The sequence below is a fragment of the Chitinophaga filiformis genome, from assembly GCF_021646545.1.
In the GTDB taxonomy this organism is placed as follows: Bacteria; Bacteroidota; Bacteroidia; order Chitinophagales; family Chitinophagaceae; genus Chitinophaga; species Chitinophaga filiformis_A.
Genome location: NZ_JAKIRP010000005.1, coordinates 429306 through 451362, shown reverse-complemented (window position 1 = coordinate 451362; position 22057 = coordinate 429306). Strand labels below are relative to the sequence as shown.

Below are 22057 nucleotides of genomic sequence, written 5' to 3'. Positions count from 1 at the left end.
ATAACTACCGCTGACAAATAAGCTTCGTAGGGTGAACTGTTCAAAATCGATAAAGCTGCAATATAGGCACAGCTAAATAGGCGTTATAAGATGGCATTGGTAACCGGCTTTTTAAAGCGCATCAAGCCAAAATTTAAAGTATTTGTTCTAATTTGCCTGCATACGGCAACGTTAATGCTTTCTCATCGTTCACTTCAAGATACCATCATGTCTAAAAGCCCTTTTTCTTTTAAAGGCAGAATCGGAAGAATGGAGTATGGCACAGGGGGGCGAAACGCTGCCACGCCCCACTTAGCAACCTGCACAGTATTTAATTTTAGATCAGAAAAGAAAAATGGGATTAGTTAAAAAGATGAATAAGCAAATTGGTAAATTTGAAATAACTGGCGAAGAATCAGGAAGAGTAACAGCTTTTTAATCGTACTTTTTACGTTAATTAGAACGCAAAAGAAAATCTACTATATGACACCCCAACCATCTACTATAACAAAACCAAACCTTGACACCCATGTCCGCCCACTTCAAGAAAGTGAATTACCAGCTGCTGACCACATTATGCGCCTGGCGTTCGGCACTTTCCTTTGCTTACCGGAACCCACCTCTTTTATGGGAGATGCCAGCTATGTACACACTCGCTGGAAAGCCAATCCTGATGCTGCCTTTGCTGCAGAAGTCAATGGTAAACTGGTAGGTACCAACTTTGCCAGTAACTGGGGCAGCGTTGGTTTTTTTGGCCCCCTCACTGTTCATCCCGAATATTGGGACCAGGGAGCTGCAAAACTCCTCATGGAGCCTATTATGGAAAGCTTTGCTAAATGGGGTATAAAGCATGCGGGTCTTTTCACTTTTGCACAAAGTGCCAAGCATGTAAATCTTTATCAGAAGTTTGGCTTTTGGCCACGATTCCTTACTGCCATCATGTTCAAACCGGTGGAACAGGCAAAAGATAAACTGCAATCATCAAAGTTTTCAGACGTGCCGGAAGGCGAACAGGGATCCACACTTCTAGCCTGCAGGCAATTGACGGATACGATATACGAAGGACTGGATGTAACCGGGGAAATTCAATCCGTGGCCGTGCAAGGGCTCGGTGACACTGTACTCCTTTGGGAGGATGCAAAACTAGTGGGACTGGCGGTGTGCCATAGCGGACCTGGAACAGAAGCGGGAAGCGACACCTGCTACATCAAATTTGGAGCGGTGCGTTCAGGCGCAAACGCCGGGCAGGACTTTAAAGGCTTGCTGAAGGCCTGTGAAAAAATGGCTGCTGAAAAGGGCCTGCAAAAAATAGTCGCTGGTGTTAACACCGGCCGACAGGAGGCGTACCAGCACCTGCTTAACAGCGGTTTTCGTACAGAATTCCAGGGGGTTGCCATGGAGCGTCCTAATGAACCAGGATACAATAGAGCAGGCATATATTTGATTGATGACTGGCGGTGATCCCGATGGTACTGGCCGGGAACGATGACCAAAATCAGTATTTATCGCTTTTTCAATTTCATTTCTCCTCGCAAATCAATGCTAATTTAAATTTTTTCAAATCAGATCGTCGCTGTTCAGGTGTAGGTGGACCATCGCACAGAAAAGCATTGCGCTGATTGGTGAGAATAGTAAGAAGTTCGTCTGTTGCCACCACAGGTGGTACCAGCTTAAATACTTTCACCTTGCTGCCCCGTACCATTTCATTCTTAGCCAATTCAAAATGTTTATCACACAAAAAACTCGACATCCTTGTAAACAACCTGGGAGCCTGGGGAACCCCTGCAGATGGTTTTGCGGTTTTAACCGATAAAGACGGGGAGAAAAACCTGCAGACAAATCTGCTGGCACCAGTGGGATTAGACCGGGGATTTCTGCCGCAAATGGTTAAGCAGAAAAACGGGGTGGAAGTTCTAAATGAATTAAGTTTTGGACCAGTGGTTTTGACTGCGCCACAATTTTAAATTTGGAGCGCAGTTTTGAGTAGTGTTTAAAAGCAGGATGAAATAATTATATTTGTTTTTTGCAAATCACCCAATATGGAAATTACCACACTTGAAGGTTTTTATAAAAAAGCTTCCGAGAATTTGAATAAAGACATCAGCCAGTTATTGCCGCAGGGGCTAACAAAAGAAGTGGGCCATTTTAATGTATTTGATGTCAGTGAATTGGCAAAGCTGATTAAGGTAAAACCCAATATGACCTATAACAGGCGTGCTTATTACAAGATCAACCTGATCGACGGGCGCAACCGGGCGGAATATGCCGATAAGATTATAGATATAGAGACACAGGCGCTGATGTTCACTACGCCTAAAGTACCTTATAACTGGATCGCGAAGGACATGGACCAGCGTGGCTACTTTTGCCTCTTTAGTGCTGATTTTCTTGCTCAGTCCAAAAGTGGTGTTGTACTTGATGAACTGCCTATATTTAAGCCTGGGGGTTATCCCTGCTTCCACATCAATGAACAGGAAAAAGAAGAGATCAAAACCATTTTTAGAAAGATGCATAAGGAGATCAATTCCGATTATGCTTATAAGTATGACCTGATACGCAACTACTTAATGGAACTGATCCATTACGGGCAAAAGTTGCAGCCTGCTACTGATCTTTACCAGGAGCATAACGCCGCGTCCCGTGTGTCCTCATTATTCGCCGAACTTTTGGAGCGCCAGTTCCCCATTGCCTCACCATTTCAGGGACTTAAACTGCGGACGCCTAAAGACTATGCCGATCAGCTGTCTATCCATGTTAACTATCTGAACCGTGTACTGAAACAACAGACCGGTCAGACAACCAAGAACCTGATCAGTAACCGGATCATTCAGGAAGCCAAGATATTACTCAGGCAAACGGAATGGAACGTGTCCGAGATCGCGTTTAGTCTGGGATTTGAAGAAGTCGCTCATTTCTCTAACTTTTTCAAGAAACAGACCGACTGTTCTCCACTGACCTTTAGAAACGAATAAAAGGTTTCTTTTTTGCAAACATTGTTTTGATTCTTGCAAAGGCCACCTGATGGGTTGTTGCCATCTTTGTTCCATCAAATTAAGCAAGATGGAATTAAGCAAAAACACAATTCTGATCACTGGCGGAACAAGCGGCTTTGGTTTCGAGTTCGCCTTCAGGCTCCTCGAACTAGGCAATACCGTAATCATCACCGGAAGGAACGAACAAAAGCTGGAAGAGACGAAAAAGATCCTTCCGGGCATCCACACTATTAAGAGTGACGTTAGTAAGGTCGAGGATATAAACGGTCTGTACGAAAAGGTGACTAAAGAGTTTCCTGAGCTGAATATGCTGATTAATAATGCCGGGGAGATGCGCAGGATCGCCCTGCATGATGATCATGATCTGTACGACCTTACCCGCGAAATAGAAATCAACCTGATGGGCCCCATACGTATGGTTCAGGAATTTCTGCCCCACCTGAAAAAACAGCAAACTGCTGCCATCCTGAACGTCACCTCTGGCATTGCCCTTGGTGCGTTTCCGATTGCCCCTGTCTATAGCGCCAGCAAATCAGGATTACGATCGTTCACGCAATGCCTGCGGGTACAGGTTAAATCCACCGGGCTCAAGGTATTTGAACTCATCGCTCCCGGTTCCACAACACCCTTGAATGACAGATTCAGGAATGGTGGTATGGTTGATACCAAAATGTTAGTGTCTCCTCAGAACATAGTAGATGAAGCTATTAAGGGGATGACCAGTGATACCTACGAGATCTTCCCTGGTCCTGCCAGGATCATGCGTATCCTGAGCAGGCTTGCGCCCAGGTTCATGCTTTCGCAAGCCACTAAGATGGGCGAGAAAGTCATGTCTGCCCAATAATTCCCCTGGTATTAAAAGACTTCTGCTAACAAACAAATCATTGTTATGAACGATCAAATAACTCCAACACCGCTGCTGAGCCGTGGGCGCAGAACGGCTTTCATCATCACCTTATTTTTGGTCAGCGCATTCAGCCAGATTGACCGGATACTTCCCTTTATCCTGGCTGAGTCAATTAAGAGAGAGCTGCACCTCAGCGATACGCAATTAGGGCTGATCAATGGAATTGCATTTGCAGCGATCTATTCACTGGCCTCTTTGCCGCTGGCCCGTTTAGCTGACCGCGGTGCATCCAGGCAGGTTTTGCTCTGGTGTGTATTGATCTGGAGCGTTATGACCGGACTAGGTGGTTTTTCGGTTGGTTTCATAACGATGGCGCTTTCACGATTTGGTGTAGCACTTGGGGAAGCCGGAGGAACGCCTGCCAGTCATGCGCTGATCGCAGGAAACATTTCCGGGCATCGGCGCGGTCGTGCGCTCGGTATTTATTCAATGGGCATCCCTTTGGGTACGATGATAGGGTTTGGCGTCGGCGGCTGGGCAAGTGATCATATCGGCTGGCGCGTTGCGCTATTGATAGCAGGAGGCGTTGGATTGCTACTGGTTATCCTTGTCCTGACGTTTACGGTGAAAACCGCCATTCCTTCAACTTCCAGCAGCGATAGAGGTAATACCTGGTCTGCAGGCCGTGAGCTGCTGTCGAAACCGGCGTTCCTGTGGATGTTCATTGGCGCAAACTTTTTAGGTTTTGCCGCTGCTCCATTTTATTCCTTTACTGCTCCGTTCCTGATACGGACCCACGGCTTGACAGCCAGCCAGGTGGGACTATCATTCGGCTTGCTACAAGGGCTAATGGGCATCATCGGCACCATAGGCGGTGGCCGTTTATTTGACAACGCTTTAAACCGTGGGGCAAGCCGTTTACTGCATCCGCCAGCTGTTGTATTCAGCATCGCCGCAATCGCAACAATTGCTGCACTCCTGGTGCCCGAAGGCTGGATGTCTATTGCGCTTTTTGTTCCTGCTATGCTGGCATTTGCGTTTCTGCTTCCATTTGCTTTTGGCGCAGGTCATCTGATAGCGGGGCCAGGGAAGCAGGCGCTGTCTTCCAGTTTGCTCATGATCGCCTCAGGGTTGTTAGGCCCGGCATTATCGCCGCTGCTCGTGGGCATGATCAGTGATACGGTCAGTGCGGCTCATGAAGTAAACGGTTTGCGCTGGGGAATGATGGTGGTTCCTCTCGCCAGTGTGCTAAGCAGCATTGCCATATTGATCGCCAGCAAAAAGATCAGGAAACACCTGTCTGAAACATCCAGGCAAAATGACCCAACGATTATGGACAGTCACCTCTCTCTCATTAAATAACATAAGTCATTGACCAGACCGCAAACCTGCGAGTTTGCTATCACGGCTGATTAAGCTGTGTGAACAGGTATTGTTTGGCCTTTGGGGCGCCATACTTGCAAATACTTTCAGAAAAATGAAAATTGATCAATTTGATGCTGTATGGTGGCCATCGGGCCAAAGTGGAAGAGGCAGGCTGTTTCCTTATGAAAACAAGTTTTACATCTGCCTAAAAATGAGCGCCTCCATAGCCCTTCGTCCAGCCCTTGTCTTCTGCAAGTCGGATGATCTTGAATGGGAAGATCAGGATAAGGGGTACATCACAGCGTTTGACAAGGCATTTTTTGCTAAAAGCGTCTGGAGCAATTTCGAGGCCATCGATCTTTTTAAAGAGGGCAACCCTATAAACATCGAATTGGATGAGGAAGATGTGCTGATACTTGTACCGATCTTCGATAAGATGTGTGGCAGCCTGGACTCCACCTATCTCTACAAGTTCGACCTGGTACGGACCTACCTTTTCCAGATCATCCATATCGCGATCAAAATCCACCTGCAAAGGACAAATATTGTCAGATCGCCTATACGCTATGTCCGCCTGACTACCTGCGGCATAGACATGTTCGTCAGGATCAAACTCAGTCATAAAAAATAATAGTTCCATACAATTAAACCAAGCAATTATGTTCAATCACAGTTTTTCGATTTCTGGCGCCCGTCGCGCAATAAGAGAAGCTTCCGGCCGTATTCTGGCGCTAACTTTAGTCATGGGTATTGCAATGCTGCCGTTGACCGGTAAGACACAGAGCCAGGATAGTCTCGCCAAAAAGGTCACTGAATATGCAGCGGATAAGTTTGCCGAACGCAGGCCATTCAGCATAGACTATAAACAATATGGCAATTATAACGCCTCGTCTACCCTTAGAGGACAAGACCTTCCGGATGGTGAGTTCACCCAATGGTCGCAATTGAGTGCAAGTGCGAACATTAATCTTTTTCAGAACCGCCGATGGTTGGTACAAGCCAACGGTTTCTACCGGTATGTTTCTGCTGAATATAATTTCCCGAAATCCTCGGCAGCTCCGTCACAAACCGTCAGCAGGGATCTTCATTATCATACAGAGGGTCTGAACCTTACCTATTTCTCTAAACTCTTTGGAAAGACCGCCATCTATAGCGGTAGTATCAATATGGATTGGAGTGAACGTTCACTGGAAAGGGTTCGCGGGACGTTTACCGGCGCTATTGTTCTTAAAGCGAACAACAGAACCAAAATCAATATCGGTATTTTGTACAGCACCGATCCGAGTATGTTCATCCGTGTGCTCCCTACATTCCTTTTGGAGCATAAGTTCAATGAAAGCCTGATGGCAGACGTCTTTTTGCCTCGGTATGCCTACCTACGAAAAAAAATATTTGGTAAAGGCAGGCTTTCCGCAGGTTGGGAATTGGATCCGCAAACCACCTTCTTTCTGGATGATCTTGACGAGAACGGCACAACCTATCAGTATCGCCAGGTTGACGTGAATCCAGGGTTGCTTTATGAGCACATTTTGCCGGCAAGCATCATATTGTCTTTGCGGGCCGGAGTGCGTATAAACCCATACGCCCGGACGTTTGAAAAAGACCGTTCGTTCACAGATTATACCTGGGAAGGTAGAGCTGACGCGGCACCGTACGTCAATATCGGATTTTCTTTTAATCCCTTTGCGAAGCCGAAGAAGTGAGTTTTTAGACAATTTCGTTCGTGCTGAAATTGCTTTAGCAAACTGAATAGTCTTTATGATTTTTAGGTTAAGTTGGTGTACTGCTTACCTGTCATAACAGCCGGCAATCTTCCTTTTTAACTACAACTTCGTGACTTTTGGATACATCTGCTCATCGACATTGGCTGAACTTTGCATCAACAATAATGAGAAAAATATGGATTTAAAGAATAGTACCATCCTGATCACAGGAGGAACCAGCGGTATAGGCTTGGAACTTGTCAGGCAACTTACCCAGCAGGGGGCAACAATCATCGTTACAGGTCGTAAGCAAGAAGCCTTAAATGATACCAAAAGGCGTTTTCCCAAAATACACGTCTTTCGGAGCGATGTAAGTGATCCGCAACATATTGAACGCCTGTATGAAGTGGTGACACAACAATTTCCTGATCTGAATGTGATCGTTAACAATGCAGGTGAAATGCGGTTGCTTGACGTTCACGATGCCAGTAAGGACCTGGAAAACATTACCCGTGAGATCGATATTAATCTCACGGGAACGATCCGGATGGTTCATCAGTTTTTGCCGCATCTGATCAAAAAGCCAACGGCGGCAATTGTGAATGTTTCCTCTGCCATTGCTTTTATCCCTTACTCCACCGCTCCGGTCTATAGCGCTTCAAAAGCAGGAGTTCATGCTTACTCCCTGGCCCTGCGCCTGCAATTAAACAAAACGAGTGTCAAGGTATTCGAATTGATCCCGCCGGGCGTCAATACCAATCTTCAGAATGATTGGGTACTGCAACCTAATCCGGGTCAAATGATGAATGTGGATAAACTGGTCAGTGTAGCCATCAAAGGACTTCTGAATGACACACCTGAGATTAAACCATTCGTGGTGAATGTGATAAAATTTTTAAGCAGGCTGATGCCCAGCCAATTGATGAAGTTAGGGCACAAGGAATTTGAAAAATTCAAAAAACTTAATAATCGGCAATAAACAATCAGATATGAAAAAATCAATACTGGCGGCGTTTATGCTGCTGTTATCACTAGCATCTTTCGCGCAGAAACTACCTGCAGACCAAATCACAGGGGTATGGCAATGTGATGATTACAGGATCGAGGTGTTCAAAGCAGGCGACACTTACTCAGCCAAACTCTTATGGTCGAAAGAGATGTTTGAAGCAGATGGCAAAACATCAAAGAAGGACGTTAAAAATCCTAATGAAAAGCTCCGGAGCAGGTCTGTGCAAGGTCTTACGCATATCACCGATCTTACCTATAAGGATGGTGAGTACGTGGATGGTAAGTTGTATAGTGTGCAGGATGGAAACATGTATAGTTTCAAAGGTAAACTGAAAGGACCTGATGAACTCGAGACCAGGGGCTACAAAGGTATTCCATTGGTGGGCAAATCATTTAGATGGAAAAGAGTTCGGTAAATTATAAAAGCAATACTCATGAAAGATAATAAAGACACGCTGTCGGGGTTTTGGTTCGTCATTTCCAATGCTTTTCCTCCAATAGGGTTCTTCCTATATTTCAGACACAGAAAGACGCATCCCAATAAGGCTAAAAGAGCTTTAACAAGCGCAATGATCGGCGTGCCGATAGCGATACTCGGAGGTTACATCATGAACACTTTTATCCTTAATTAGCCATGATGAAGAATATTATTTCAGCAGTGCTGCTGCTCATTTCGGTGACGCTCAGTTTTAAACATGCCTGGGATACCATACATTACAAAAACAATCCGGAGTCCGTTAAGATGATGGAAAGTTTAGGGATCAGCGAAACGTTCACTCCATATCTGGCTGCTGTAGCCATAGTGGTCGGCGTACTCTTGCTCATCCCTCGCACTTTCTTCGTGGGCAATATGCTAAATGCGATCCTGATCGTTATGATCATGGGGTTGGCGCTGCGAGCGGGGAATTACCGCATGGTGTTGATAGAGATCCCGTTTTTAGCGATGCCATTAGTGATGATATGGCTAAAGTATCCGTTTAAATTCAAATAACTTACACTATGGCAAACAACAAACCCTACCGGATCACTTCCATAACGGAAATACATCGTTTGATGGGGCTTCCTAAACCCCATCACCCGCTGATCAGCATCGTTGACCTGAAAGGTCTGAGAAATGATACAGGTATAGATGCGGTCGTATTCGACTTGTATGTGATATCAATGAAAAGAGGATGTGACGGCTTACATTACGGGCAACAAAAATACGATTTTGACGAAGGGCTTATGGCCTTTATGTCCCCCGGCCAGGTCTTGCGTGGTGAAAAGAACGGTGTACCCCCGGACCTGGATGGCTGGATGCTTTTTGTACACCCTGACTTTCTTTGGAACACATCTCTTGCTACCAAGATCAGGCGATACGAATACTTTAGCTATGCTACCAGTGAAGCGTTATTCCTCTCGGATAAGGAAGAAACAGTGATCAATGACCTGGTCAAAAATATTAAAACTGAATATTATTCCAACATTGATAAGTTCAGTCAGGACATTATCATTTCACACCTGGAGACCTTGCTGAATTATGCCGAACGTTTTTACCAGCGTCAGTTCATCACCCGAAAGGTCTCTAACCATCAGGTCTTAAATCAGGTGGAAGAGATCTTAAGAACCTATTTAAACAACGAAGCGCTGCTTTCTGAAGGACTGCCAACTGTACGATACTTTGCTGATGCTTTGAACATGTCATCTAAATATTTAAGTAGCCTATTGAAACAATTGACCGGTCAGACGATGCAACAGATCATACACGAGAAACTGATCGAGAAGGCTAAAGAAAAATTATCTACGACGAGGATGTCCGTAAGTGAGATCGCCTATCAACTTGGTTTTGAGCATCCTCAATCTTTTAATAAATTATTTAAAACCAAGACCAAACAAAGCCCATTGGATTTCCGGCAATCCTTCAATTGAAATACGCATGCAACCTTCGATTAATATGCTAAGGAAGCGAAGGTCGTCATCCGGTCGATATACGACAATTTCATTGAACGCCGTTTGAATGGACCGCTCAATAAAGACAATTGGACTTTTCAGAAAACTTGTCCTTCATTTTTGCCCGGACCTTTGTCTTATATTTTAATAGCGAAAGATGGAAGACAAAGGAACTGTTTTAGTAACGGGCGGAATTCGTTTTGTAGCCCGGCAGATCATTCTGCAATTGTTACAAAAAAGCTACCGGGTTAGGACAACTGTTCGTAGCCTGGCAAGTAAAACCCAATTGCAAAACTTAACAGCTCCTGAAGATTTCACGGCTTTAGAAACTAATGTCCGGCCCACCTCATTTTTTACCATATGATAAATGGATACTCCGCGTTGTGTACTATCTTTAAGTGATGGAAGCGCTTATAAATTTTATCCTGCAATTTGGTGACCTGAACAAACAGCAGATCGAGTTTTTGCTGAGCAAGGTTCAACCACTCGAATTCAAAAAAGACGACTACCTGTCGGAAGCCGGGAAGGTGCCCCGGTATGTGGCGTTTGTGTTGGAAGGTGTGTTCCGCTTTTGCTATTATAACAACAAGGGAGAAGAGATCACTAATTATTTTGTGGATGAAAGCAATTTTGTGGTGGATAATGAAAAATTTGAATCGCAGATCGCGGCCTCGGAATATGTACAGGCTGTTACTGACTGCCAGGTGCTTGTTTTTAACAAAAAGGATTGGGATGAGATATCCAACACCATTGTGGGTTGGGAAATGATCAAGGCCAACATGGTAAAAAAGTGCCTCACGCTGGCCATGGAGCGACGCAGTCCGCTGGTTTCAGAAGATGCCACCACGCGCTACCTGTCATTCATTGAGGCGTTTCCCAACCTCATCAACCGCATCCCGCTTTCGTATGTGGCCTCATACCTGGGCATCACCCAGCAATCGCTAAGTCGCATACGCCGTAATATCCGTTAAGTGCACTTTTTACCATTTGGTAAATGTTTTTTTGTTGGCATTTTCAACATTTGCTTATTCATTTAAACAATTAGAAAAGATGAGCAAAAAGATTGTATTGATAACCGGAACAAATAGTGGTTTTGGCTGGCTTACCGCCCATGCAGTGGCCGCCTTAGGGCACCAGGTATACGCCACGATGCGCGATACCAGGGGCCGTAATGCCAATAAAGCCCAGGCCCTTGCGGCCGTGGAGAATGTAACCGTTTTGGATGTTACTCTGACTGACGACGAGAGCGTGAAGCAGGCCATTGACACCATTTTGGTTAAAGAAGGCAGTATCGATGTGCTGGTGAACAACGCTGGTTACGCCATGTCCGGTGTGGCAGAGAGCTTTACCACGGCTGATGTGCACACCACTTTTGATATCAACGTTTATGCCCCCTGGCGACTGATCAAACAAGTGTTACCCGCCATGCGTAAACAGGCCGAAGGACTGATTATTAACGTGACAAGCGGCTTTGGGCGGGTATCATTCCCCTTCGCTACCATTTATGCGGCCTCCAAATTTGCGCTGGAAGGAATAAGCGAGGGGCTGCATTACGAGGTGAAACGTTTGGGCATTGATGTGGCCCTTGTGGAGCCGGGTGCTTTCCCTACCGAAATGCAGCAAAAGAACAACCCAGCATCTGATCAGGATGTGTTTGAGGGGTACAGTGCCATTGCCCATATACCTAACAAAATGGTAGCCGCGTTGGGCGGAGAGATGCAAGTTAAAAAACCGAACCCGCAGGATGTTGCCGACGCCATTATAACACTTATTGGCGCCCCAAAAGGCACCCGGCCATTACGGACCGTGGTTGACCCTATAACCGGCCAATACATTGAAGCCGCCAATCAGGCCATAGCCGGACAATTTGCCAAAGGACTGACGGTGTTCGGGATGGGTGAATTATTGTAAGACGAATAGTTAATGGGGACGGCAGTGGCGTCGGCTACTGCCGTTTCGGTATTCAATAACTTATGAGGCCATCCTTAAACAATTACATGACGATTCAAATTGGATTGAACAGGTAGTCGAACTTAAAAAAATAAATCTTGCATACGTAGGCCTGGCGCACCATGTTTGTGCCTTTTCAACTGCTTTTTGAAAGCGTTAAAGAGGGTAAACCTTTTCTAAAAGCTAAATAATAAGATACAAGCCCCAAAAAAGATATTTCAATCCACATCTCTCCAAAACGTTTTGAGCCACTGTGTTTCCAATCAGGAATATTTTGTATTTAAAATCCAGCTTCTTTCGCTTAAATCTTAGTGTGCGATTTATTTACCAGATGTAAAGGCTGCTTTAATATATAAAGTAAGGCGTTTGGTATATAATAAAATATGCGGGGTCAACAAAAATATACTTTAGCCGAAAATATCACCATTATCATGAGCTACATGGGTTTTGATAATATAGAATAAACACGCTGATCGAAAACACAAAAAGGAACTTTTGGGCTCAAACAGATCCGTAAGTAAAAACTCGTAATGTGCAATGAAGACAGAAAATTCATTGTCACAAAATCATGTATTTCATAGTGGTTTAAGATTTTTGGGCATACAAGGCCCTGTTTATAATGAGGAATTGAACATTTTTAAATAGCGAAAAAGCGATGAATTACCCTGTAAATATTCTCACTGAGATGCCTTTGTATGTAAAAAAATTATTTTACGAACATGCCAGCCCCGACCTTGTATACCATAACCTTGAGCATACACAAGCTGTGGTTCGGCATGTTTCTGAGATAGCAGATCATTACCAATTAAATGATCAGGAAAGATTTGTACTACAAACTGCGGCCTGGTTTCATGATACAGGTTATTTATTGGGGGAAGTGGAGAGACACGAAGAAACCAGTGTTGTTGTAATGCAATTATTTTTAGATAAATATAATGTTGAAGCGCATTTGCAGTATGAGGCAGGCAAGTGTATAATGGCAACGAAAATGCCGGTTAAACCAGTTAGCCTGGTTGAGCAGATACTGTGTGACGCAGATACCTATCACCTGGGAATGCCGGATTTTGAACACCTTGATGCACTAGTATGGCAGGAGCGGAAATTATATACAAATACGCAAATAGATAACCATATCAAACAGTCGCTACATTTCCTGCAATCACATCTCTATTTTACAGATTATTGCCGAAATCTTCTCACTGAAGGAAAGGAAAAAAATATCGCATTGCTTAAAAAGAAAATGAGCTTTTCGCAGAATAAATGACAGCCACACCGGGTTCAATGAACGCTTATATGCATCTTCTTATAAAATACCGCCGTTCAACAACAAGATTGTCGACAACAAGCTCATGGAATGGTGTTAAACCTAAGTTGTATTTGCGTTACCCGGTGAGAACCGCCGTTTTTTGGTTAAGCAGACCGTTTTCCTGCGGTGCAGTTTTAGTATGTTACTTAAGATAGCAATAATATTAAAATAAGTATGCCAGCCGCTAACAGTGCATTGGCAACATGGCTTGGTTAAACAAAATGCAAGCAGTAACTTTCCGGCGTCTTCCCATCGTGCCCCACCGAGAGTCTGGACTGCCATGAAAATGAATGCTGGATGGCCATGTGATTTTAATTAATCTGTTACTTTGCTGAGAATTAAATACTGTTAGGACTATCGGATGTATTACAGCCTGCTTATGCGGCATGGACAAATGTCCGTACACATTATAAAAGCTGACAATCCCGAAAGATAACGGATTATATTTCAGTATTTTAAAAAGTATTTCAATCATGAAAGTTTTAGTAATCGGAGGAACCGGCCTCATTGGGAAAGACGTATGTAAAAAATTGGAAAGTGCTGGTCACCAGGTGATCGTTGGATCACCAACCAGGGGTGTTGATATCCTGACAGGGAAGGGCCTGGAAGAAGCACTGGAGGGAACAGACATTGTGATAGATCTTTCCAACTCCCGATCACCGGATGGAGAAACAGCTTTACACTTTTTCAGTACCGCGGGTAAAAACCTGGTAGCAGCGGAGAAAATTGCAAACGTTAAACATCATCTTATACTTTCTATTGTTGGAGTTCCTCTTGCTCAACATATCGGTTATTTGCAGGCCAAGAAGCTACAGGAAGACACTATCGCAACATCTGGCATTCCTTATACCATTATTCGTTCGACACAATTTCATGAGCATATTTCAACGATAATCGCTGTTCAGGGTGAAGGCAAAGAGGTACACGTTTCAACAGTTGACTATCAACCGATCGCGGTTGCAGATGTCGTAAGCTATGTTGTAAAATTTGCTCTGGAGGAACCGAAAAATGGAATCGTTGAGATAGCCGGTCCTGATCGTGGCCCCATGAATGAATTTGTGAAAAAGTATCTGGACGAAAAGCATGAAGACAAAGTAGTAGTAGCCAACGAGGACAATAAATATATGTTCTTCGAGATACCACGATCTTTGTTGGTGCCTGCCGGAGATTTTTGCCCGGGGGAAATTAGATTTGATGATTGGAAAAAGTCGTCATAAACCTGACAGGCTGCGGCCAGTATAGGGCAGCAGGATAATTTTCACCCTGTTGCCCTATACCTTTGCCGGAGGCTTTACTCACCTGCATTCCTTAAGTGCCCCGATGAATTTTTGCATTTCTTCTGTGTTCAGGGAAGCGAATCCCAGCCTTATTCCATTGACATCTTCTTTGTATCTGTATAGGCTACCATCATTCATGAAAATACCTTTTTCTGCTAACCGCTTGGCAAGATCAGGTATCGAATACTCCGCGGTGAACGTGGCCCAAACAGCCATGCCGCCATTCGGCGTGTTAAAATGAATGAGGTCCCCCATACAAGAATTAAGCATGTCGCAGAAAATATCCCGCCGTTCTTTATACAACTTCAACGATTTCCGTAAATGTCTCTGCATCTCTCCAGTATTAAAAAGATGCGCTATAGATTCCTCAAACAACACGTCACCGCGGATCTCTACCATCTGTTTGAACTTGGAAGCCTGCCATATGAGATCATCTCCTGCAATCAGGTACCCCAATCTGATCGTAGGTGCTAATGTCTTCGAGATAGAACCAATATAAATCACATAACCGTTATGGTCTGCGCTGGCTAAAGGTAGTATTGGAGAATTTTCGTAATGAAAGTCATAATCATAATCGTCCTCAATAACCGGAAGACGGTACTGTCGGATGATATCCAAAAGTTTTATCCTTCTTTCTTTACTTAGGGTGACGGTTGTGGGGTGGTGGTGGTGGGGAATGATGTATAGAAGATCAGGTGGCGACTTTTTGCAGATGTTCTCAATTTCGTCAACATCAATCCCACTTTCATCAACTTTTACCTTGATCAGTTTCGCACCCATCTGTTCAAAAAGCCTATCGGCAAGAACGTAGTTTAAATCACCGACGATAACCGTGCTCCCCGGACTCAGGATCAAGCTTGCCGCTATAAAGATTGCCAGTTGTGCCCCATGGGTAACTAGTACATGCCTGGGTTCGATATTGAGTGCCCTGGTTTTAGCAAGAAAAAGGGCTAATTCGGTCCTCAAAGACATACTTCCGGCAGCACTATCATTCAAAAGCCTATTATGGAGGTGAACTCTTTTAGATAAGAGCCTGTACCGGTCATAAATCGAGTCAAACGGTGCCAGCCTCGCGTCAGGATAGCCGTCATTAATCATCAATTGGTGAGGAGTCAATGTTCTTTGGGAAACCTGTCTCGCAGCCACTTGCTTGTAGAAATTACTATCTTCCTGCTGGTTTGGCCCTTTGGCTGCCAAGGACTCGAAGGGCCTGGGATGTATCACCGGGAGTTGTTGGGCAACAAAGTTTCCCTTTCGTTCTATAACTCTGAGCCATCCCTCAACCTGGAGCTCTTCATAAGCCGATACCACCGTTGTGCGGTTAATTTTCAGCATTGACGCCATATCTCGACTGGCAGGCAATTGATATCCTGGTTTTAATTTCCCATTTCTTATTAGAAAGGCAATACCCTCCGCTACCTGCTTAAAAATGGGAATAGTGGATTGCCTATTGATTTCAATCAAATTACTGTATGGTAATAACTGTACTCCCATGGTAAATATGGATATAATCAACACTAAGTTTTAAGGTCATAATTTTACGATTTTTTTTGCCGACTTCAACTTGAGCTGGCCTACATAAGTATCTTACGCCCAATGGCCATTAAATCCATCGTATCATAGTAGCTGATTATGATAACGTTCTTCTGGAAGTTCACAATAGCAACAACAATTTTACGGAATGAAGAATTGAATGAACTAAAGAAAAAGCCACATTGAATAAACTGCTGTCAATAATTGGAATTGGGTTATGTCAGTTCGGCTCAGAGATCATAAGGATTTATAATATCCTGAACTTTCTTGCATTTTGGCTCCTTCTGTTCGAGCTAATACAAGTGGATAAGAAACAATCAATGACTATCAGTAAGTAATTGCAGTAAATTTCTGGTAAAAAAAAAACCTTCAAATCCAAAGATCTGAAGGGTTCGTTTTTTATTGTCGGGATGACAAGATTCGAACTAGTCTTTGGTTGTTAGTCTAGTGGCTTGTTTTCACGGATGAGCTTTTGGTTACTCACGGATTTACTCACCGCTAAATTTAGTTCGACTTACACACTCTACAGTCGGGCAGACTGGATTCGAAGTCTTTTGCAAATAATTAGTAATCAATTTTATGCATATCTCTTCTGTTGTATACTCACGGATTATTCACCGTAGTACAGTAGGAGACGATGTAAAGAGCTTTATACGATTATATTAAATGTCGATTTGCGGCTATTCTACCCAGGTAGGTTGATGTTTTCTTGTTTAGGCCCTAGTCAGGAAGAACAAATCCACTTTGCCGACTGGGTAAAGATATGATATTCTGGATATCTAGCAGTACCCCCGGTATAGAGCACAGTTCATGATCCGTTCTCGTCCGTCTGCTACGAAATTTATTTTCTTTTACTATTGCCATTCTTTGAATTTTGTGTGTGTACCAAATGTTGTTACAGCTCCCAAGATTGTTGCTTATGCTAGGATATAGAAACAAGAATTTCAGGACAGGGATTAGTATTGATCACGTAGCTCAGCCGTTAATGGAGCAATACATATTTAATGTATGGGTCTTGTGTTCGAGTCCCAGCGGGATCTCCAAACCCGATTTCCTGAGAATAGTCTCAAGAGGTCGGGTTTCTTTTTGTATGAAGTGCCTGTTAGATCTGCAACAAGCGCGAATAAACGAGCCGAAATATATTTCTGGATTTTGTGCGGCAGGGACATTGTCTAGAGGTTTAATGCTGTCTTTTTTATGCAGCTCTCTTACTATGATTCTATAATCCAGGATAATTTTTCTGCTACGAGAAAAAATCCCTCTATCGTGTTTGCCGGCGTTTTAATTCTATGCTGGCAGTGTATTACGTCCGTATCGTTGGTTGCCAAAGTGTTATTGGTACATATACCATACGGCAGCCGGAAGGTGTATTTATGTAGGTATTGACGTAGCGGGCAAGGTTTTATTTCTTCTTCATCTAAAATCACCGCTGAGTTGCGCTGTCAATCTTTCTAATTTTTATGTGTGTCTACTATGCACATCGCACTCCGCGAAGTGGGCAACAGAAATTAAGTGTATTGTACGAAAGGTTGTTCTAGGGATAGCGGTAGTAGTTTGTTGCCTTGTCTGATCCTCCATCCCGCGTATGCGGAGAAATATAAGCTAAACTCTGCCATAGGATTTTTATTTCGTTTTACCGATATTTAACTACCCGGTAACAAAACTCGCCGCTTTATATTGATAAATTAGCGCTATACAGATGTTTAATTTAAACCTCAAAATAAATGTAGTATGATGAAGATGAAGAATGCAATTTTGATGATTGGCCTCTTGGTGGCTTTTGTGGGCGGTAGCGTATAAGACTATTCATATGAACGAGTATATAACCAAATACATAAAAGACCTCAGTATCAATTCGCCAATCGACAGCACGAAATTCTCAGAAATCATCAATAGCATCGATTGTAACTTTCCGGACGATTATTTGGAATTTCTGCGCGAAACCAATGGCGGTGAAGGGACCATTGCTAATGGCAAATATGTGCAGTTCTGGCGTGCAGAAGATTTAATAAAGTATAATGGCGGATTCGGCGAATTTACGCCGGACTTTTTTCTGATTGCATCAGATGGTGGCGGCACTGGTTTCGCTATTCGAAGAAAAGAAGGCACCTTTGTTTCTTTCCCTTTTATTGGCGCTGATGAGGATATCATAGATGATGTGGGAAAGGTTTTTAGAGAATTTTTAGCCTATCTATCATTGCCCTGGACAAGGCCTGACGGGTTTGAGTTTGAAGAAGATGATGATGATAATGCCAGCATGAAATGGTAAATGAGGCATAAAAGGCGGTTAAGAATTACTAACTGAATATTAGGTAATCTCTAATGCTTAGATAAATAATTAAGAGCAACATTAGCCCAATGACTGTATATCCATATAAAGTTGATGCAATGACCTGCTCTTTCGGGCAGGTCATTGCATCAGCTTTAACATCGGGTGAAAGTTAGGGTAGATAAACCAATGTCTTAAGGTAAAGAAGTGGCCACCTGGAAAATATACGAGGCGTTAGGGATTGTGGCTTAGTATGTAAGCTAATATCAATACATTGGATCGATGAAGACCACGATTTTAAAAAAAATGGATAAGGCGCTAATTGATTTATTGCGGCTTTAATTAGCTTCAACATTATTGTTATTATATTACTAGTTTGTTGATTGAAAACGGCGTATCTAACCTATTACAAGCTGAGTCGATGATTGTCAAATCTGTTCTTGTATTTGAAGGAAGGTTGATTTTTGTCAGATAAAAGGTAGTCGGATCTGAATTGATTAATTCACATTTGAAATGCTCATTAAACAAAGTTGAAAACTTATTTTTCTGTTCTGATAGAGCTTGAGAACCAAATCGGACGGCATAAATAACAAGATTCGCAACCACTGATTGAATGCAATTCTCAAGGGTTGCTAAGCTAAAATTCTGATCTCGATCATGCTTGACTTTATTATATGCATCATACCAACGTAACGATGTAGTTGGTTGGGACTGATCCCAATTTGAAAAGGGGCTTATGGACTGTATAGATGGATAAGTATCTAACCTGAACCGATAATCTCTTAAAAAGAGCGCATCCATCAATCTGACATAATCTTTCGTGGTGTAGTATTTACCGAGTGGGGCCACCGCTGCTTTAGATATATAGTATTTCCAGAAGTTTTCGACTTCAGTGCATGCAAGTATGAGTAATTCACGAGTTTTATGGCTGTATGCGGCAAGACCGGAACGATCAGGATAAATATAATAAAACAATTCCTCCAATCGGTTAACGAGTAGCGTAATACTTTGTTCACAATTCCTTTTTTCACTCTCTATTATTGAAAGTGCTTGAAAGCACTCTAATTCACGATGTAAACCCGGACGCCAGATGGCATCTGTAACTTCCCCGACATTGGTTGACATAGGTCGAATATCGGTTGCGCCAAACGTTCGTTCAACCCAATCAGTTAATGGACCATTCTTACGTTCAATGGCTGTCAAACCAATTGAAATGGTGTAATAAGGGGCTTCTTTCCCATAAAAATGAACAAAATGCGTCGGCGTTTCATAGGCATAACCACGTGGATGCCTGGTATGAACATCTTTCGTGAAATTCGGTACAGTGGATCTTGTATTTGTATAAGTAATTGCTGTCATCTTTAAAGATATCGCATTAGTGACATTGATCTTTTAATTTCTATTAAGAAGAATATATAATTATTAATGTAATGCGATTCTCCGATGACTACCTACATTTAATCAGTTTTTCACAAGAGTGGGAAATGTGATCTGCTGGAAGGATGGTTATTGAACTTTCAGCTCCTGCTGAGAATATAACGGAATACGAAATCTTTCCCGATAATCACTTAAACTTATTATCGATAGTACAGATTTATACAAATCTATATTACTTGCTATCAACCTTCACTGCAGTTTGAAGCTAAGGGGAAAAGGCGACTTTGATAGGCTTTAAAAGCAGTATTGATGAAGGGAGATCAGATGCAAATTCAAGCTAACATACTAACCAAAAACTTTTTTCTATTTATCCAGCTTTTCCGTATATTCGCTGAAAGCTTACGCGGAAGCTTGCCACTCGTCTTAAGCAAAGCTGAATCAGCGCCGCCTTCAATTTTATGACTATCGAAACCATTTCCCGTTTCGAAGGATGGTAGACGAGTGACGTTTTTTCGTCGGGAGATTGGAAAAAGATGGATCAAAAAATCAATGGCTATACTGCAGCCTTCCTAAAGCGAATAGCTAAAAACATCAAGAAAACACAGCAAGTTCGTCATCATGAAGCCCTTGATATGGCTGCCATTTTCGTAGGATTTTCGAATTGGAAAGATTTTATTAACAAATTCGAAGTCGAAGCTAAGCGGAGAAAAAAAAACGTTGATCTAGCATCCCCTTTGGTATCAGTCCACAGTGAGTCGGCGAAAAGCTCTACACAGAAAATAGATCCCTATCGAAAACTCCTCATTACAGCTACCAATGAACTATTGCAAAGAGGGTTAATTACATTACAATCCCAATCCGGTAGTTATTTACATGAGCCGAAAGGACATGTGTTACTTGATTTATATGGCTTCCCATCCGTGGTTTTATGGAATGATATTGGTTTTGAAGAGTTGCGAATTACAGTTTGGTGGAAATACAATCATGCCTTACACCCTCAAGCTAATTTAACAGGCAATGCTCGCGAGAACTTTAGTTTGTCATCGCCGTTGGCATCGAGAATACATTACAAAAAATTCGTTGGTGTTACAGCGAGTGCATGGTTAGAGAGGAGGACTGGTAAACATCTCCAGGGTAGGAATCGCGAAAAGGTATTTGATGTGTATACTCGAAATGGAGAATTGTCAGAAATGGAAAAACTGCCCTGCCCAAAACCTAATGGCTTCCGTGCTGAAGGAAAATTCTTTTTTTAGGTATAATACCACAATACTTTGAAAGAAGCATAACACCCTGGACTGCTAAGGAAGAATGCTTAAATAAGCACAATGACCTTTTTGAGATGTTTTCAAGTGACGATGATGGTAATGTTTATTATCACGACACAAGAGCTCGATAATTTTTTAAAATTTTATTTTAAACTATAAGTTTCCACACCTAATTTGACATGTTTAATGAATTTTATCGCTTAAAGACAGAGGAATTGCTTAATCAACTTTTGCAAGTAAAGACATTCATCAAAAAACATAATCCGACAATTGGGCTTCTAACCGAGGAAATTCTTAGAAGATTTCTAGCCACTTTTTTACCCAAAGGCGTATCTGTTGAGCAAGGTTTTGTTGTAGGAGTTGATGGGGAGCTTTCTAAGCAAATAGATGTTATTATTTATGATAGTCTCAAGCATGCCCCATACTATAGAATAAATGATATTGTAGTAGTTCCAAGTTCATCTGTAATTGCCGTAATTGAAATAAAAACAACTGTGAAAAGTAGGACGGCTTTCCATGAAATAATCAGCTATTTTTATTCCATTTCTAAGCAACTACACTGCAACACGGGAACATACCTGTTTATTTACAACTCTGCAACCGTAGAAATGCTTGGCAGTTATTTTCACTCATTCAAACATCCTGGGAACTATCAAAAGTTTGACCATGACACTTTTCTTAATTTGCCTGATGTCATCACGGGCATCAATTCTTCATATCACTTAAAAAAAGATTACGTGACATTTGAGAGCGATAAAATGGGATACACTTCATACAATTACATTGATAATACTGACGAAGACATAAGTTCCTTAGAGTTGTTTTATAAAGACGTTTATAGTAGGGTTTCTAATTATCTGGCTCAAACTACTGGCTTGAGTTCAGCCAATGATTTCAAATTTGACATAAAAAGTGATAGAACAATGAAAAGTATTTTCGCTATAGAACTGTTTGACATGTAATGCTGCCTACGACAATGGGGGAAAGGAGCGCATTACCGTGAGTAGTTATACCCAGGAGGAACCTCTGACACCGCAATATCCGATTTAAAAGAGAAGGAGGTATTATCTTAGGGAGAGGATACTCCAAATATAACAGGGAGCAACCGTGCGATGACAGCAACCTGCATGGCTAGGTGTGAGAATTGTGAACGTCTGTACTCAGCATTTTTCCGGTTTTTTTTATGATAAATAAACATTTCAACCATTATTCGGTAGTATTAAATACCATGGATATTTATGTCTTCTCATACATAA

22 protein-coding genes and 1 tRNA gene are annotated in these 22057 nt (G+C 42.6%); 21 read left to right on the top strand and 2 right to left on the bottom strand.

Going from position 1 to position 22057, the window contains the following annotated elements; translation table 11 throughout:
• Positions 1-90: 90 nt before the first annotated feature.
• The 17 genes from L3C95_RS16390 to L3C95_RS16310 all read left to right on the top strand — a co-directional run bounded on the left by L3C95_RS16390 (position 91) and on the right by L3C95_RS16310 (position 14297).
• Positions 91-348: a hypothetical protein gene (locus L3C95_RS16390; protein ID WP_236389142.1), complete on the top strand. Its 258-nt coding sequence runs from the start codon at positions 91-93 to the stop codon at positions 346-348.
• A gap of 114 nt (positions 349-462) precedes the next feature.
• Positions 463-1440 (top strand): GNAT family N-acetyltransferase, encoded by a 978-nt coding sequence (locus L3C95_RS16385; protein WP_236389140.1) that lies wholly within the window; start codon positions 463-465, stop codon positions 1438-1440.
• 161 nt (positions 1441-1601) lie between these two features.
• On the top strand, positions 1602-1943 hold the full coding sequence (locus L3C95_RS16380) for an SDR family NAD(P)-dependent oxidoreductase (RefSeq protein WP_236389139.1): 342 nt from the start codon (positions 1602-1604) through the stop codon (positions 1941-1943).
• 75 nt (positions 1944-2018) lie between these two features.
• On the top strand, positions 2019-2951 hold the full coding sequence (locus L3C95_RS16375) for a helix-turn-helix domain-containing protein (RefSeq protein ID WP_236389138.1): 933 nt from the start codon (positions 2019-2021) through the stop codon (positions 2949-2951).
• 88 nt (positions 2952-3039) lie between these two features.
• The gene (locus L3C95_RS16370) at positions 3040-3816 is read left to right on the top strand and encodes an SDR family oxidoreductase (RefSeq protein ID WP_236389137.1); all 777 of its coding nucleotides are present in this window, start codon (positions 3040-3042) and stop codon (positions 3814-3816) included.
• Between the two features lie 45 nt (positions 3817-3861).
• Entirely contained in the window at positions 3862-5181 is a 1320-nt protein-coding gene (locus tag L3C95_RS16365) for an MFS transporter (protein ID WP_236389136.1), read from the top strand.
• Positions 5182-5296: 115 nt separating this feature from the next.
• Positions 5297-5815: a hypothetical protein gene (locus L3C95_RS16360; RefSeq protein WP_236389135.1), complete on the top strand. Its 519-nt coding sequence runs from the start codon at positions 5297-5299 to the stop codon at positions 5813-5815.
• A 28-nt stretch (positions 5816-5843) separates the two neighbouring features.
• Positions 5844-6887 (top strand): hypothetical protein, encoded by a 1044-nt coding sequence (locus tag L3C95_RS16355; protein WP_236389134.1) that lies wholly within the window; start codon positions 5844-5846, stop codon positions 6885-6887.
• 130 nt (positions 6888-7017) lie between these two features.
• Positions 7018-7866 carry an SDR family oxidoreductase gene (locus L3C95_RS16350; protein WP_236389132.1) on the top strand — a complete coding sequence of 283 codons (849 nt, stop codon included), beginning with the start codon at positions 7018-7020 and terminating at the stop codon, positions 7864-7866.
• A gap of 10 nt (positions 7867-7876) precedes the next feature.
• Positions 7877-8311, top strand: a complete 435-nt coding sequence (locus L3C95_RS16345) for a DUF2147 domain-containing protein (protein ID WP_236389131.1) — start codon at positions 7877-7879, stop codon at positions 8309-8311.
• A gap of 218 nt (positions 8312-8529) precedes the next feature.
• Entirely contained in the window at positions 8530-8886 is a 357-nt protein-coding gene (locus L3C95_RS16340; RefSeq protein ID WP_236389129.1) for a hypothetical protein, read from the top strand.
• An 8-nt stretch (positions 8887-8894) separates the two neighbouring features.
• Positions 8895-9803 (top strand): helix-turn-helix domain-containing protein, encoded by a 909-nt coding sequence (locus L3C95_RS16335; protein WP_236389127.1) that lies wholly within the window; start codon positions 8895-8897, stop codon positions 9801-9803.
• A 178-nt stretch (positions 9804-9981) separates the two neighbouring features.
• Positions 9982-10188 (top strand): hypothetical protein, encoded by a 207-nt coding sequence (locus tag L3C95_RS16330; protein WP_236389125.1) that lies wholly within the window; start codon positions 9982-9984, stop codon positions 10186-10188.
• A 37-nt stretch (positions 10189-10225) separates the two neighbouring features.
• On the top strand, positions 10226-10795 hold the full coding sequence (locus tag L3C95_RS16325; protein WP_236389123.1) for a Crp/Fnr family transcriptional regulator: 570 nt from the start codon (positions 10226-10228) through the stop codon (positions 10793-10795).
• 79 nt (positions 10796-10874) lie between these two features.
• On the top strand, positions 10875-11735 hold the full coding sequence (locus tag L3C95_RS16320) for an SDR family oxidoreductase (RefSeq protein WP_236389122.1): 861 nt from the start codon (positions 10875-10877) through the stop codon (positions 11733-11735).
• A 694-nt stretch (positions 11736-12429) separates the two neighbouring features.
• The gene (locus L3C95_RS16315; RefSeq protein WP_236389121.1) at positions 12430-13038 is read left to right on the top strand and encodes an HD domain-containing protein; all 609 of its coding nucleotides are present in this window, start codon (positions 12430-12432) and stop codon (positions 13036-13038) included.
• Positions 13039-13553: 515 nt separating this feature from the next.
• Positions 13554-14297: an SDR family oxidoreductase gene (locus L3C95_RS16310; RefSeq protein WP_236389120.1), complete on the top strand. Its 744-nt coding sequence runs from the start codon at positions 13554-13556 to the stop codon at positions 14295-14297.
• Positions 14298-14375: 78 nt separating this feature from the next.
• On the opposite strand, the gene L3C95_RS16305 is transcribed toward L3C95_RS16310, so the two are convergent.
• A complete protein-coding gene (locus tag L3C95_RS16305; RefSeq protein WP_236389119.1) occupies positions 14376-15851 on the bottom strand; it encodes a PLP-dependent aminotransferase family protein in 1476 nt (491 codons plus the stop codon).
• 1003 nt (positions 15852-16854) lie between these two features.
• Here L3C95_RS16305 and L3C95_RS16300 point away from each other — a divergent pair.
• Both L3C95_RS16300 and L3C95_RS16295 read left to right on the top strand, forming a co-directional pair.
• Positions 16855-16933, top strand: a tRNA-Lys gene (locus tag L3C95_RS16300).
• A 767-nt stretch (positions 16934-17700) separates the two neighbouring features.
• Positions 17701-18159: an SMI1/KNR4 family protein gene (locus L3C95_RS16295; RefSeq protein ID WP_236389118.1), complete on the top strand. Its 459-nt coding sequence runs from the start codon at positions 17701-17703 to the stop codon at positions 18157-18159.
• A 363-nt stretch (positions 18160-18522) separates the two neighbouring features.
• Here the strand turns inward: L3C95_RS16295 and L3C95_RS16290 are convergent, their stop codons facing one another.
• Complete coding sequence (locus L3C95_RS16290) at positions 18523-19518, bottom strand: hypothetical protein (protein WP_236389117.1); 996 nt, start codon at positions 19516-19518, stop codon at positions 18523-18525.
• A gap of 551 nt (positions 19519-20069) precedes the next feature.
• On the opposite strand from L3C95_RS16290, the gene L3C95_RS16285 reads away from it, so the two are divergent.
• Positions 20070-20789, top strand: coding sequence for a hypothetical protein (locus tag L3C95_RS16285; RefSeq protein WP_236389116.1), 720 nt, complete (start codon positions 20070-20072; stop codon positions 20787-20789).
• A gap of 191 nt (positions 20790-20980) precedes the next feature.
• On the top strand, positions 20981-21763 hold the full coding sequence (locus L3C95_RS16280) for a DUF6602 domain-containing protein (protein ID WP_236389114.1): 783 nt from the start codon (positions 20981-20983) through the stop codon (positions 21761-21763).
• Positions 21764-22057: the final 294 nt, after the last annotated feature.